The 14,530-nt window shown below is 63.2% G+C and carries 13 protein-coding genes; 4 read left to right on the top strand and 9 right to left on the bottom strand.

The window, feature by feature from the left end; all coding sequences use genetic code 11:
- Position 1: 1 nt before the first annotated feature.
- Both V1292_RS11270 and V1292_RS11265 read left to right on the top strand, forming a co-directional pair.
- Positions 2 to 1,771 (top strand): branched-chain amino acid ABC transporter ATP-binding protein/permease, encoded by a 1,770-nt coding sequence (locus V1292_RS11270; RefSeq protein ID WP_334372537.1) that lies wholly within the window; start codon positions 2 to 4, stop codon positions 1,769 to 1,771.
- Positions 1,768 to 2,499 carry an ABC transporter ATP-binding protein gene (locus V1292_RS11265; protein WP_213248609.1) on the top strand — a complete coding sequence of 244 codons (732 nt, stop codon included), beginning with the start codon at positions 1,768 to 1,770 and terminating at the stop codon, positions 2,497 to 2,499. The genes V1292_RS11270 and V1292_RS11265 overlap by 4 nt, the downstream gene beginning before the upstream one ends.
- A 179-nt stretch (positions 2,500 to 2,678) precedes the next feature.
- Here V1292_RS11265 and V1292_RS11260 read toward each other — a convergent pair whose 3' ends face one another.
- From V1292_RS11260 to V1292_RS11220, 9 genes are all read right to left on the bottom strand, one after another.
- Entirely contained in the window at positions 2,679 to 3,830 is a 1,152-nt protein-coding gene (locus V1292_RS11260) for an ABC transporter substrate-binding protein (protein WP_334372534.1), read from the bottom strand.
- Positions 3,831 to 3,918: 88 nt separating this feature from the next.
- Positions 3,919 to 4,338, bottom strand: a complete 420-nt coding sequence (locus tag V1292_RS11255) for an acyl-CoA thioesterase (RefSeq protein WP_334372532.1) — start codon at positions 4,336 to 4,338, stop codon at positions 3,919 to 3,921.
- 13 nt (positions 4,339 to 4,351) lie between these two features.
- On the bottom strand, positions 4,352 to 5,113 hold the full coding sequence (locus V1292_RS11250) for an SDR family NAD(P)-dependent oxidoreductase (protein ID WP_057841108.1): 762 nt from the start codon (positions 5,111 to 5,113) through the stop codon (positions 4,352 to 4,354).
- Positions 5,114 to 5,148: 35 nt separating this feature from the next.
- On the bottom strand, positions 5,149 to 7,035 hold the full coding sequence (locus tag V1292_RS11245) for a feruloyl-CoA synthase (RefSeq protein ID WP_334372529.1): 1,887 nt from the start codon (positions 7,033 to 7,035) through the stop codon (positions 5,149 to 5,151).
- Position 7,036: 1 nt separating this feature from the next.
- Entirely contained in the window at positions 7,037 to 7,843 is an 807-nt protein-coding gene (locus tag V1292_RS11240) for a crotonase/enoyl-CoA hydratase family protein (RefSeq protein ID WP_392698179.1), read from the bottom strand.
- Positions 7,844 to 8,923: 1,080 nt separating this feature from the next.
- Entirely contained in the window at positions 8,924 to 9,382 is a 459-nt protein-coding gene (locus tag V1292_RS11235; protein ID WP_334372526.1) for a DUF3237 domain-containing protein, read from the bottom strand.
- A 16-nt stretch (positions 9,383 to 9,398) separates the two neighbouring features.
- The gene (locus V1292_RS11230; RefSeq protein WP_334372525.1) at positions 9,399 to 10,715 is read right to left on the bottom strand and encodes a TRAP transporter large permease; all 1,317 of its coding nucleotides are present in this window, start codon (positions 10,713 to 10,715) and stop codon (positions 9,399 to 9,401) included.
- A gap of 6 nt (positions 10,716 to 10,721) precedes the next feature.
- The gene (locus tag V1292_RS11225) at positions 10,722 to 11,231 is read right to left on the bottom strand and encodes a TRAP transporter small permease (protein ID WP_334372523.1); all 510 of its coding nucleotides are present in this window, start codon (positions 11,229 to 11,231) and stop codon (positions 10,722 to 10,724) included.
- 78 nt (positions 11,232 to 11,309) lie between these two features.
- Positions 11,310 to 12,326 (bottom strand): TRAP transporter substrate-binding protein, encoded by a 1,017-nt coding sequence (locus tag V1292_RS11220; protein ID WP_334372521.1) that lies wholly within the window; start codon positions 12,324 to 12,326, stop codon positions 11,310 to 11,312.
- A 277-nt stretch (positions 12,327 to 12,603) separates the two neighbouring features.
- On the opposite strand from V1292_RS11220, the gene pobA reads away from it, so the two are divergent.
- Both pobA and V1292_RS11210 read left to right on the top strand, forming a co-directional pair.
- Positions 12,604 to 13,773, top strand: coding sequence for a 4-hydroxybenzoate 3-monooxygenase (gene pobA, locus V1292_RS11215; RefSeq protein ID WP_334372519.1), 1,170 nt, complete (start codon positions 12,604 to 12,606; stop codon positions 13,771 to 13,773).
- Between the two features lie 232 nt (positions 13,774 to 14,005).
- Positions 14,006 to 14,425 (top strand): PaaI family thioesterase, encoded by a 420-nt coding sequence (locus tag V1292_RS11210; protein ID WP_334372517.1) that lies wholly within the window; start codon positions 14,006 to 14,008, stop codon positions 14,423 to 14,425.
- The last annotated feature ends 105 nt before the right edge of the window (positions 14,426 to 14,530 follow it).

The following is a 14,530-nucleotide window of genomic DNA, read 5'->3' as shown; positions in this document are numbered from 1 at the left end:
GATGAACCAGCGCACCCCCCTCATCATCTTCGCGCTCGTGATGGCAGCGATCCCGTTCATTCCGGGCGTCCCGCCATTCTGGATCGTGCTGCTCAACAATATCGGCCTCGCCGCACTGGTGGCGATGGGGCTGGTGCTCTTGACCGGCGTTGGCGGCCTCACCTCGTTCGGCCAGGCCGCCTTCTGCGGCTTCGGTGCCTATACCACGGCGGTATTGACCACGGCCTACGGTTTCTCGCCATGGCTCACGCTGCCGCTCTCGCTTGTGGTCAGCGGCATCGCCGCGGTCCTGCTCGGCATCGTCACGGTGCGGCTATCCGGCCATTATCTGCCGCTCGGCACCATCGCCTGGGGCATCGGCCTGTTTTACCTGTTCAGCAAGCTGGAATTCCTCGGCCGCAATGACGGCATCTCCGGCATCCCGCCGCTCTCGATCGGCAATTTCCGGATGCTCGATCCCGGCACGATCTATTTCGCGATCTGGATCGCGGTGCTGGTCTCGGCGCTCCTGACCATCAACCTCCTGGACTCCCGTACCGGCCGCGCGATCCGCGCGCTGCGGCGCGGGCATATTGCCGGCGAAGCGTTCGGCGTGCAGACGCCGCGCGCCAAACTTCTGGTGTTCATCTATGCGGCTGTGCTCGCCGGCTTGTCCGGCTGGCTCTATGCGCATTTCCAGCGCGCCGCCAATCCGACCCCGTTCGGCGCGCAGGCCGGCATCGAATATCTGTTCATCGCCGTGGTCGGCGGCGCCGGCTATGTCTGGGGCGCGGTGCTCGGCGCCGGCATCGTCGTGATCCTCAAGGAGATCCTGCAGAGCTATCTGCCCTATATCTTCGGCGGCCAGAGCCAGCTCGAGACCATCGTGTTCGGCATCCTGCTGGTCGTTCTGCTGCAACTGGCGCCGACCGGCGTCTGGCCCTGGCTGATGTCGCGACTGCCGATCCAGCCGGGCCGCAAGTTGCCCGATGCGTCGCTTCCGCTTGCCACGCCCGTGCGCGCACAGGCTTCGTCCGCCGTGCTGCTGCAGATCGAGAAGGCGCGCAAGCAGTTCGGCGGCGTGATCGCCGTCAACGACGTCTCCTTCGACGTCCAGGCCCGCGAGATCGTTGCCCTGATCGGCCCCAACGGCGCCGGCAAGAGCACGACCTTCAACCTGATCACGGGCGTGCTGACGACGACCGGCGGCACCATCTCGGTGCTCGGCAACAAGGTCGACAACGCTCCGCCGCAGGAGGTTGTAAAACTCGGCGTCGCGCGCACCTTCCAGCATGTCAAGCTGGTCCCTGACATGACCGTGCTGGAGAACGTCGCGATCGGTGCGCATTTGCGAGGGTCTGCGGGCGCGATCTCCAGCATGTTCCGGCTCGACCGGGCCGACGAGGCGAAATTGCTGGCGGAAGCCGCCCGCCAGATCGAGCGTGTCGGCCTCGGCGATCAGATCGACCAGTTGGCCGGAAGCCTGTCGCTCGGCCAGCAGCGCATTGTCGAGATTGCACGGGCGCTGTGCGTCGACCCGCTGCTGCTGCTGCTCGACGAGCCGGCCGCGGGACTGCGCCACATGGAAAAACAGCGGCTGGCTGCCCTGCTCCGTCAACTGCGGGACGGGGGCATGTCGGTGCTGCTGGTCGAGCACGACATGGGTTTTGTGATGGATCTCGCCGACCGCGTCGTGGTGCTGGATTTCGGCACCAAGATCGCCGAGGGCACGCCGGATGCGATCAAGACCAATCCCGATGTGATTAAGGCCTATCTCGGAGCTACCGCATGAGCGCGCTGTTATCGGTCTCCGACGCCCACGTTTCCTACGGCAAGGTCGAAGCCGTGCGCTCGGTTTCGCTCGACGTCGCCGACGATGAGATCGTCACCATCATCGGCGCCAACGGCGCCGGCAAGACCACGCTGCTGAACGCCATCATGGGCGTGCTGCCGCTCAAGGGCGCCACCGCCTTCGCCGGCACCGACATGACCCCGCTCGACATCGAGGATCGCGTCGCGGCGGGCCTCTGTCTCGTGCCGGAGCACCGCGAATTGTTCGGCACGATGAACGTCGAGGACAATCTGCAGCTCGGCGCCTTCCGGATTCCGAAGGCAACCGCGGCAAGGTCGTTCGAGCGGGTCTACGCGCTGTTTCCGCGGCTCAAGGAGCGGCGCAAGCAATTGGCCGGCACGCTCTCCGGCGGCGAGCAGCAAATGCTGGCGATGGGCCGCGCCCTGATGGGCGCGCCGAAACTGTTGATGCTGGACGAACCGAGCCTTGGTCTCGCGCCGATCATCGTGGCCGATATCTTCCGCACCATCGGCGAATTGCGTGCCGCCGGCGTGTCGGTGCTGCTGGTCGAACAGAATGCGCAAGCAGCGCTTAAAATCGCCGACCGCGCCTACGTCATGGAACTCGGCGAATTCATCCTGTCCGGATCGGCCAAGGATATCGCCAGCAACCAGCGCGTCGCGGCGAGCTATCTCGGCTTCCAGCACGAGGGCGCAAGCGGGATTTAGTTAGTCGGCGGCGTAGGGTGGGCAAAGGCGCGCTCGCGCCGTGCCCACCCCTGTCAGACCTCATCCTGAGGAGCCGCGCAAGCGGCGTCTCGAAGGATGAATGGCACGAGCCGGGCCTCATGGTTCGAGACGGCGCTTTCGCGCCTCCTCACCATGAGGGTTTTAACGGCTGCCTACGCTCACTTCGCCGGGACGTACTTGCCGTCCTTCACGGTCAGGATGATGCGCGAGCGATCGTCGAGGCCGTAGCGATCCTTTTCGGTGAAGTTGTAGACGCCCTGGCTTGCCGCGATTTCCTTCTCCGAGATCAGCGCCAGACGGATCGCCTCGCGGAATTCCGGCGTGCCCGGCTTGGCCTTCTTCAGCGCCACCGGTATCACGCGCTTGAGCACTTCAAAGGCATCGTAGGAATGGCCGGCGAACTGGCTGCGGCTGTTGGCGCCATACTTGGCTTCGTAGGCGGTGTTGAGCGCCAGCCCCGGCTTCTTGGTCAGCGCGCTGTCGGGTTGGGACTCCGGCGACATCACCGGACCGGAAGCCATGATCACGCCTTCCGCCGCCGGACCCGCGATGCGGATGAAGTCCATGCTGGCGGCGCCGTGGGTCTGATAGATCAGGCCCTTGTAGCCGCGCTCGCGCAACGTGGTCTGCGGCAGCGCCGCTGCGGTGCCGGACGCGCCGATGAGAACGGCGTCGGGATTGGCGGCGACCAGCTTCAGCACCTGGCCGGCGACCGATGTATCCGGGCGGGCAAAGCGCTCTTCGGTAGCCATGGTCAGGCCCATGGGCACAGCCTGAGTCTTGAAGTCGTTGACCCAGAGATCACCGTAGGAATCGGAGTAGCCGATGTAACCGACGGTCTTGATGCCGTGCGCCTTCATGTGCTCGTACAGCACCTTACCCATGATCGGGATCGGCTGCGGCATCGCGACCGACCACTTCATGCGCGCCTCGTTGATCGGCAGCGGCGCGAGGCCGAAATGCGGAATCCCCGCCTCGTTCGCAACCGTGGAGACCGCAACCGTCGGAGGAGTCGTCGAGGAGCCCATGATGATGTCGGCCTTCGACTCGGTGACGAAGCGCCGTGCATTGGTGGTCGCCGCGGTCGGATCGCCGCCGTCGTCGAGCACGATGACCTTGATCGGCACGCCGCCGATTTCCTTCGGCACGAAATCGAGCGAGTTGCGTTCGGGAATGCCGAGAGCGGCTGCGGGACCGGTCGTGGTGACGGTGATGCCTATCGTGATTTCATTGGTCTGTGCAATGGCCGGAGCCCCCGGCAGGGCGAGGGCCGCGATGACGGCCGCCGCGGACAGAAAAGACTTCTTCATTCATTCCTCCCTTGGATTATTATCTGCAGTCTTAAGCAAAACCGGGCCCTTAATTCAGCCCCTTCATTAGGTCATGCCGGATAGTAAGTCAGCCCCGCATGAAACGCTCGATGATCTCCGGCGGCATCGGCGCCGATTTCAGCTTCGCGGGATCGTCCGGGTGCTTGCCGACCAGCACGCGGGTTTCGAACGCCTCGATCGCCAATGCCTCGCCCTTGAACACGTTGTGGACCACCTCGAAGCTGGAGCGCTTGAAACTCTCGATCCGGCTTTCGATCCGGATCCAGTCGCCATGGGTGGACGGGATATGAAATTTGGCCCTTGTGTCGACCATGGGAATGCCGACGAGGCCATATTTGTGGATGAGGTCCTGTTTCGAAAAGCCGGCGGCTTCAAACATGATCGAGGTGGAATCGTCGAACATCGCGAAATAGCGCGGGTAGTAAACGATGTTGGCGGGGTCGCAATCGCCCCACTGGATCTGCACGTCGCGCCGGTTGACGAACATGGGATGAAATGTCCTAGCGCGGCGCCATGCGAAGCGCGGCATCGAGCCGCACTACTTCGCCGTTCAGGTACGGATTGTCGATCATGTGCAGCGCCAGCGAGGCAAACTCGTCGGCCTGGCCGAGGCGGCGCGGGAACGGGATCGAGGCGGCAAGCGAGTCCTGCGCTTCTTGCGGCAGGTTGGCCAGCAGCGGCGTGAGGAACAGGCCCGGCGCGATCGTCAGCACGCGAATGCCGAACTGCGCCAGTTCGCGCGCGATCGGCAGCGTCATGGCGACGATGCCGCCCTTGGAAGCCGAATAAGCCGACTGACCGATCTGGCCGTCATAGGCCGCGACCGAGGCGGTCGAGATCACCACGCCGCGCTCGCCGGTCGCAAGCGGCTCCAGCTTCGACATCGGAGCGGTCGCCAACCGCAGCATGTTGAACGAGCCGATCAGGTTGACCTTGATTACCTTGTCGAAATCGCCGAGCGCCATCGGGCCGTCCTTGCCGATCACGCGCTTGGCGACGCCGATGCCGGCGCAGTTCACCAGCACGCGCGCCGGACCATGGGCGGCCGCCGCCTTCGCGATCGCGGCTTCCGCCGACGCGGCATCGGAAACGTCGCAGATCACGGCGACACCGCCGATCTCGGCCGCGACGGCCTCTGCCAGGTTGGCGTTGAGATCGCAGACTGCAACCTTGGCGCCCTGCGCCGCGAGCCGGCGCGCGGTCGCCGCGCCCAATCCCGATGCGCCGCCGGTGACGATGGCGGCCTGGTCCTTCAACTGCATGATACTCTCCCTGACAAGCTCTTGTGCGAATTTGGTTACAGCGTGATCACCTGCGCCGGTGGCGCGGGCGAATAGATATCCTCGATCAGCGCGCTGCGGTTCTCCAGGACCGCGCGCTGGTTGATCGAACCCTTGTCGGTGACCTCGCCGCGATCGATCGACAGCGGCGTATCGAGCAGCACTGCGCGCGTGATCCGGGTCGACGATCCGGTTGCGCCCGCGACGAGCTTCTTGAAGCGTTCGCGGAAGGCTGCGACGATCAGCGGGTCGGACGCCGCGGTGGCCAGGTCGTCATGCGGGAGCGTCGGATTGATCAGGCGGCAACCGTCGAGATCGAGCACCACCAGCGCCGATATTTCGTCGCGGTTGATGCCGGCAATGACGACGTCCCGCACCAGCGGCGCGCAGGCCGCGACGAAGCGCGCCCGTAACGGGCCGACGCTGACCCAGGTGCCGCTGGCAAGCTTGAAGTCCTCACCGATGCGGCCGTCAAAATCGAAGCCGGCGTCGAAATTATCTGCAACGGCCGGCTTGAGCGCGTCGCCCATCTTGTAGAAGCCTTCCTCATCGAAGGACTTCGCCGTCATATCAGGCTGACGCCAATAGCCGGGCATCACGTTCGGCCCCTTGGCGCGAACCTCCAGCTTGCCGTTGTTGGGCACGAGTTTCGCATCATTGCCCAACACCGGCAGCCCGACATGGCCGGAGCGGCTGGTCACCGGATTGACCGACATGAAGAACGGCGCGGTCTCGGTGGCGCCAAGGCCGGTCAGCATCGGCACGCGATAGCCGGTTTCCTGGACCGACAGTTCGTCGAGGCTGTTCCAGACGAAGGCCGACAGCGCCGCGCCCGAGAAGAACATCGCCTGCAGCCGCGCAAAGAACTTTTTGCGCAAGGCCGCATCGTCGCGCAGATAGGGCAATAGCGATTCATAGCCCTTGGGCACGTTGAAATAGACCGTCGGCGAAATCTCCTGAAGATTGCGCACAGTCTCTTCAATGCCGCCGGGCATCGGCTTGCCTTCGTCGAGATACATCGAGCCGCCGTTATAGAGCGTCAGCCCGATATTGTGATTGCCGCCGAAGGTGTGATTCCACGGCAGCCAATCGACGATGACCGGCGGCTCGTCCTTCAGGAACGCCAGCGTCTCGCGCAGCATCACCTGATTGGCGCAGATCATGCGCTGGGTGTTGATCACAGCCTTGGGGTTGCCCGTCGAGCCCGACGTCAGCAGGAATTTGGCGATCGTGTCCGGGCCGATCGCTTCGTGCACTGCGTCGAGCCGCGGATGCAATGACGTCGCCATCAGATCTGCAAGCGTCGTGACATCACGGCCGGGCACCGCACCGCGCGAGGCGGCGATCTCGGTCCCGAACGACACATTGGCGGCGAGCGCATCGGCGAATTTCGTCGCGTCGTCGACGAACACGAGGCCGGGAGTCAACAGCTTCATCAGATAGCTGAGCTTGCCGTAGTCGCGCGATACCAGCGAATAGGCCGGCGATACCGGACAGAAGGGAATGCCGGCATAGAGCGCGCCGAACGCGACGAGCGCATGATCGACCGAGTTGCCGGACAGGATGACAACCGGCTTTTCTGCCGAAAGCCCGCGCGCCAGCAGCGCAGACGCGATGTGCCGCGACGACGTCAACAGCTCCGCATAGGTGATCTGCCGCCAGCCCCGTGCCGCGTTGCGCTCCGCCATGAAGACCCGATCGGGCGCGGCGGCCGCCCAATGATGCAGGCGGTCGGTGATACGCGCCGGATAGTCGCGAAGTTGCGCTTTCGGGCGCAGATAGATGGTGCCATCGTCACGGCGCTCGACATGCACCGCGGGCGTGCCGAACGAGATCGGGCGCAGCGGATGATCGGCGCGCGCGGCTGAGTCGGTCGAGGCGGACATGCTGGGCTTGGCGCTCATGTCAGGTCGGCTTCACCTTTGCGGTCTTGTGGTCGAGAAACGCGCGAATGCGGCGCTTGGCCTCCTTGTCGCTCTGCGCCACGGTTGCCATCAGGGATTCCATCAGGAGGCCGGTTTGCGGATTGGCCTCCGCGATCATCGGCAGCGCCTGCAGCACGGCGAAATTGGTCAGCGGCGCGTTCGCCGCCACGCGTTCCGCCAGTTCCAGCGCCTTCGGCAGCGCGCCGCCGGCCTCGGTGAGATATTGCGAGAAGCCGTAGGCCGAGCCTTCGGTGGCCGAATAGACCCGACCCGTCAGCATCATGTCGATCATCCGCGCCACCCCGATCAGCCGCGGCAGCCGCACCGATCCGCCGCCGCCGACGAAGATGCCGCGCTGGCCTTCGGGCAGCGCGAAATAGGCTGATGGTTCGGCAACGCGAATATGCGCGGCGCAGGCCAACTCCAGCCCGCCGCCGATCACTGCGCCCTTCAGCGCCGCGATCACGGGGACCCGGCTATACTGGATGCGATCGAACACCCGGTGCCACATCTGCGAGTGGCGCAGGCCCTCGGTGGCGTCATGCTCGGTCAGTTCGGACAGGTCGAGGCCGGAGGAGAAATGGTCGCCGACACCATGGATGACCACCGCGCCTGTGCCATCGGGCAGATTGGAGAAGCAATCCTGGATCGCGAGGATGATGCCATCGTTGAGCGCATTGCGCTTGGCCGGCCGGTTGAGGCCCACGGTCAGCACCGCGCCCTTCTGCTCGATCTCGAGCAGGTCGGATTGACCCGCAGCGGCGGTGGAAGCGTTTCCCATGGGCAATTTTAGGTCCTGCGCAGAATAGTTATGTTTTATAACGATTTTGCCGGGCGGGAGTCAAGGCGAGTTGTTTCACCCGCCGCGGGCGGGAGCGGCCCCAACACACGAATGTCATCCCCGCGCATGCGGGGATCCAGTACGCCGCGGCTTCTCGGTTCAATCACTGACGTCTCTGGAATACTGGGTCGCCCGGTCGAGCCGGGCGATGACAACTGAGTGTGCGTTCGCGATCTCGCGACATGAATTGCCCGAGCTTTGCTTCAGAATTTCCCGCCCTCTTGTTCTGAGGGCGCAGGGAAGACCGGGTGCTGGCTGCACCCGCGGTCTCGTGTGCAATTGCGCATAGAGAACACGCACACGAGCATACAGGTACAGCGGGAGCATCCCGGCCTTCCCTGCGCAATGGCTTTACGGCTTATAACGTGCTCTCCCCGGCGAACGGCTCTTTTGCCACCGTCGCTGCGTGAAAACACCACGCAGCTTCATGCCAGCACCGCGACATCAGGACCACACGACTTCACCGTACGCCTCCGGCGCGCAACGTCTATCGCGCCATCTGCGTCCATCGCATCTCACCGCGCGTTCGTGACGTGGCCGACGCCCCTCATCTGCCGTGAGACAGGCGGAGTTATGCGGCTGATTTGGGTGAGAACGAAAGCAGAATATTTTTGATTCCACGCCTTGACACGACTTCTGAAAATCAGAAGCGATTTGCCCGTCGGGCAGTCACAGACAAAGTCACAGAAATCGTAGGTGGGCAAAGCGCCCACGTCCGCCGTAGCTCCATGAGCGAAGGCGGAAGCGTGCCCACCATCAAGCAGCGCGATCAGGGATGGATGGTGGGCACGTCGCTAGCGCTCCTTTGCCCACTCTACAACCGCGATGTCTGCGAGCTGCTCACCCTCCCCTGGAGGGGGAGGGTCGGTTCGCATGAGCGTAGCGAAATGCGAAACGGGGTGGGGTGATCTCTCCACTCGGGCACTGATCGTGAGGTGAGACCGTCACCCCACCCCGCCGCTTCGCGGCGACCCACGAGCGAGCTTCGCTCGTCTCGGACCCCTCCAGGGGAGGGTAAGTAAAGACTCACAACACCTGATGCACATCAATAACCACCTGGTCGGGGTGGCGGGCGGCGGAGGCTATGAAGAGGTTTTGCATCAGCCAGCGATATTTCTCTGCGCCCGTCTCGAATCTCGGCACGGTGCGGAAATAGATCAGCTTTGGATCAACCGGCTCGCCGCGTTTGAGCTTCTGCAGCAGTTCGACCGGGCCGAAGCGCAGACCCTTGTTCTCGACATAGACCACGGCGCCGTCGTCGGTCTCGAAGGCGTATTTGGCTTCCAGCTCGATCAGCTCGTTCGGGCGGATAATCTGGAAATCGGCACCAAAGGCGCAGACCTTGCCGTTGATTTCGCCCTTCACCTCGCCGCCGATGATCGGAATGATCCGGCGCACGCCGGTGCCGATCTCGCCGGCCGAAGTCACCTCGCCGATCCGCACGGTGATGGTGAAGACGTATCTGGTCTCAAGCTGCGGGCTCATCGGCGCCACCCATGCTCTATCCGGCCATGCGCTGCGGCAGCCACAGTGCCAGTAGTGGAAATGCGATCAGGATCACCAGCCGGATCAGGTCCGTCACCACGAAGGGCATCACGCCCCGGAAGATCGTGGAGAACGACACGTCCTTGACGACGCTCTTGATGACAAAGACATTCATGCCGATCGGCGGAGAGATGAGGCCAAGTTCGACCGTCATCACGATGATGACACCGAACCAGATCGGATCAAAACCGAGATGCATGATCACCGGAAAGATGATCGGCACCGTCAGGATGATCATGGCCATCGCATCCATCAGGCAGCCCAGCACCAGATACATCACCATGATCAGCGCCAGGATGCCGTAGGGCCCGAGCCCGAGGCCGGTGAGCAGCTCGGTGACCTTCTGCGGGGTCTGCGTCACCGTCAGGAAATAGCCGAAGATCAGCGCGCCGATCAGCACCGTGAACACCGCGGCTGCGGTGCGGGTCGCCTGCAGCAGCGAGCCCAGGATCTTTTCCTTGTCCAGCCTTCCCGTCACTATGCCGATCAGGAACGCACCGGTGGCGCCGACGCCGCCTGCCTCAGTCGGCGTAAAGCGCGGCAGAAATGGCAGGCCGTACAGCCCGCCGATCACGAAGATGAACAGCAGCACCGGCGCCCAGATGTTCTTCAGGCCGGCCAAGCGCTCGCGCCATTTGGTTCGCGGACCCGCCGGCAGGAAGTCCGGCCGGAACCAGCCGATCAGCGAAATCGTCAGCATGTACATGGCAATGGCGAGCAGCCCGGGGATGATGCCGGCGATGAAGAGCTTGCCGATATCCTGCTCGGTGATGATGCCGTAGACGGCGAGCACCGTCGACGGCGGCAACATCGCGCCTAACGTGCCGCCGGCCGCGATCACGCCGGTGGCAAAGGATTGCGGATATCCGTAGCGCCGCATCTCCGGATAGGCGACGGCCGAGAACGTCGCGGCGGTCGCCACCGACGAGCCGCAGATCGCAGCAAAACCGCCGCAGGCTCCGACGGTCGCAATGCCAAGCCCGCCGCGCAAATGACCGACAAAACCGTTGGCGGCGCGGAACAGTTCGCGGCTCATGCCGGAATTGCTGACGAACGCGCCCATCAAGAGGAACATCGGAATCACGCCGAAGGTGTAGTCGGTCACCGTGCGCATCGAGGTCTGGCCGACCATCTTGAGCGCCGGCGTGAAGCCGACCAGATAACCGAAACCACATACGCCGACGAGGCCCATCGCCATGCCTACCGGCACGCGCAGCAGCATCAGCACGAAGAGCGCGACAAATCCCAGGACCGCGACGGTATCGGTGCTCATCCCGCCCTACTCCACGGTCTTGATCTTGGCGTCATGGATGTCTTCCGGATGGAAGACCAGCCGCCAGGTGCGGATCGCGATCAGGAGCACCGCGGCGGCGTCGCCGGCCCAGGCGACCGCGAAGAACGGCCAGGTTGGCATATGCACTTCATACGTCAGGACGTTATCGTTGTAGGTGCCGCGCACCTTGTCGAACAGGGTATAGGTTTGCACGGTGACGACGAACAGCAGCACCAGCGTCGCGAACACGTCGATCATGCGCTGGTACTTTGGGCCGACATTGGCCCAGATCAGATCGACCGTGATGTGGCCGCCGCGATAGCTGGTGGCGGCGATGCCCCAGAAGATCAGGATGCCGAGCAGCATGCGCCCGATGTCGAACGAATCCGGGATCGCATAATTGAACGTGTTGCGCAGCAGGACGCCGATGAAGATGTTGAGCGCGACGATGCCGACAAAGCCGGCCGCGATCCATTCGATCGTGTCGATGAAACGATCCATCCACGCGCGATTCATGTCCGCTCCGAACGGCTGGCAATGGCAGGGAGGAGACGGCGGCAGGAGATCCCTGCCGCCGTCAAAGCCGCTTACGCTCTACTGCGCGAGCGCGTTGTACTTGGTGAGCGAAGCCTTGAGCTCGGCCAGCGCCGCGTCCGGATCGCCGCCGTTCTTCTTGACGCCCTCACCCCAGGTCTTGACCAGCGGCTCGGCCGCCTTCTTCCACGCCGCCGTCTGCTCCGGCGTCAGCTTGTAGACCTCGTGACCCGACATCGCCTTGATCTTTTCGACGCCGGCATCCTCGTACTTGCCCCAGGGTTCGCCGACGCGGCCGGCGGCTTCCGTGTTGCAATTGTTGTCGATTGCCTTCTTTTGCTTGTCGGACATCTGGTTGTACTTGTCCTTGTTCATCACGAAGGCAAAGGTCGTGACGTAGATCGGCGCTTCGATGTGATACTTCGTCACCTTGTCGATGCCGAACAGAACTACCGACCCCCACGGGAAGGTAACGGAGTCGGCGACGCCGCGCTCGATGATGTCGCGGACCTCCGGCGCCGAGGACTGCACGTTGGTGCCGCCGAGCTGGGTGACGAAATTCGCCATGGTGGCGTGGGCAGGCCGGATCTTCATGCCCTTGATGTCCTCGGGCGTGACGATTTTCTTCGTCCGGGAATGGAACGTCGACGGCGAATGGATGAAGGCGAGACAGAACTTGACGTCCTTCATCTCCTTCTCGGCATATTTGCGATACCAGGCGTCGAGCGCCATCGAGCCGCCCTTGGCGTCCGACATCAGGAAGGGCAATTCGCCGGCGCCGATGAGTGGAAACCGCCCCGGCTGATAGCCCGGATTGATGTAGGTGACATCGGCGATGCCGTCGCGCGCCATGTCGTAATGATCGAATGCCTTGCCGAGTTGCTGCGCCGGGAACACCTTGGACTTGATGGTGCCGCCGGATTCCTTCTCGACCGCCGCGCCCCATTCCTCCAGCGCCTTCTGCAGCGGATGCGAGGCCGGCACCCAATGCGACAGTTTCAGTTCGAAGTTTTTCTCCTGCGCCAGCGCAGGCGTCACGCTGGCGGCCAGCAGCATCGCCAGAAATGCTTTCCTCATCGGCATCCTCTCCCTTGGCACGCGGGCTGTTCGATCGCCCGACTTGTTAATTAACATGTTATCTAACTCGCCCGCCTTTTCAAGGCGAACGTTCAGCCACAGCGTCTCCTCTTCCCCTGGTCGCCATGTGCACCGCCGCGAAGTACATTCATACTGTTTCGCGTCAATGTCCTTTGCCAAAACCGTTATATGATATAACTATCATTGCAAGATGACTACCGTTGCAAGCCTGGGGCAACCGCCGGCTTGAAACCTATAATACCGGGAGGAGCGGGTATTGAGGACAAAAGTCGCAATCATAGGTGCAGGTCCGGCAGGATTGTTGCTTGGGCAACTACTTCACCGCTACGGCATCGATAACGTCATTCTCGAGCGCCAGACAGGCGAATATGTGCTCGGCCGCATCCGCGCCGGCCTGCTCGAGGAAGGCACGGTGGGACTGCTCGACGAGGTCGGCGCCGGTGAGCGTGCCCATCGCGAGGGGCTGGTCCACCATGGTCTCGAACTCGCGTTCAGCGGCGCGCGGCACCGAATCGACCTGCACGGCGCCACCGGCAAGACCGTCATGATCTACGGCCAGACCGAGGTGACGCTCGACCTGATGAACGCGCGCAAGGCGGCCGGCCTGACCACCATCTACCAGGCCGCCGACGTCAAACCGCTCGATTTCGATACCGACCGCCCGCGCGTCAGCTACGTCAAGGACGGCGTCACCCACGAGATCGAATGCGACTTCATCGCCGGCTGCGACGGCTTTCATGGCGTCAGCCGCGCCAGCGTAAAGCCGTCCGCGATCCAGACCTTTGAACGGATCTATCCATTCGGCTGGCTCGGCATCCTCTCGGAGACGCCGCCGGTCAGCCCCGAGCTGATCTACTCGAACCATGCGCGCGGGTTTGCGCTCTGCACCATGCGCTCGACCCGGCGCAGCCGCTATTATGTGCAGTGTCCGCTCGACGATCATATCGACCAGTGGCCGGATGAACGCTTCTGGGACGAGCTGAAGCGCCGGATCGACCAGAAGGCGGCCGACGAACTCGTCACCGGCCCCTCGATCGAAAAGAGCATTGCGCCCTTGCGCAGCTTCGTCGCCGAGCCGATGCGGTTCGGCCGGATGTTCTTGGCCGGCGACGCCTCCCACATTGTGCCGCCGACCGGCGCCAAGGGCCTGAACCTCGCTGCCAGCGACGTGCATTATCTCTCGCAGGCGTTGCGCGAATATTATGACGAGAAATCGTCCGCCGGCATCGACGGCTATTCCGCCAAGGCATTGTCGCGCGTCTGGAAGGCGGTGCGCTTCTCCTGGTGGATGACCTCGATGCTGCACAAATTCCCCGACCAGGGCGAATTCGGCGCACGGATTCAGCTCGCCGAGCTGGATTACGTCGTCAACTCGAAAGCGGCGTCCGCGTCGCTGTCGGAGAATTACGTCGGGCTGCCGTTCTAGGCGTTTGCGCGCGCAATATTTTCTCCGTCATTGCGAGGAGCGAAGCGACGAAGCAATCCATGCACCCGCGTATGCGGGACGATGGATTGCTTCGCTCCGCTCGCAATGACGAATGAAGAGAGCCGGGCATTTCAAACACCCGTCGAAATCCCGTTTAAAACTTTGTAGGCGATGACATCGTAGGGCATGTTGCGTTCAATGACTGAAAACATCAGCACACCGCGAGCCGCCAATGACCGCATCCGACATTCCCGCAGGCTTCGAACCGCACACCCGCAAGAGCCCGCTCACCGATCCCTGGGAGCCGCTGTATTCGAAGAAGACCGACAAGGCCGTGATCATCGGGCTGCGGCTGGCAAAACCGCACACCAACGGCCGGGGGCTCATTCACGGCGGGCTGATTGCAGCGTTGGCCGATAATGCCATGGGCCATAGCTGCGCGCATGTGATGGGCGGGGTGTCGTCGCTGGTGACGATCGGGCTGGCGGTCGATTTCGTCGGCACCGCCGAGGTCGGGCAGTGGCTCGCGGTCGAGAGCGAGGTGGTCAAGACCGGCAGGACGATCTGTTTTGCGCAGAGCCTGATCAAGGCCGACGACGTCGTGATCGCGCGGGCCAATGCGACGTTTCGGGTGGTGCCGAAGAAGGCATGATGTCATTCCGGGATGGTGCGCCAGCACCAGACCCGGAATCTCGAGGTTCTCAGGTGCGCAATTGCGCACCATAGTTCGATGCTTCGCATCGCCCCGGAATGACGG

It is taken from the genome of Bradyrhizobium sp. AZCC 1719 (assembly GCF_036924525.1).
Taxonomy (GTDB): domain Bacteria; phylum Pseudomonadota; class Alphaproteobacteria; order Rhizobiales; family Xanthobacteraceae; genus Bradyrhizobium.
This window is presented reverse-complemented; position numbering and strand designations above follow the sequence as displayed.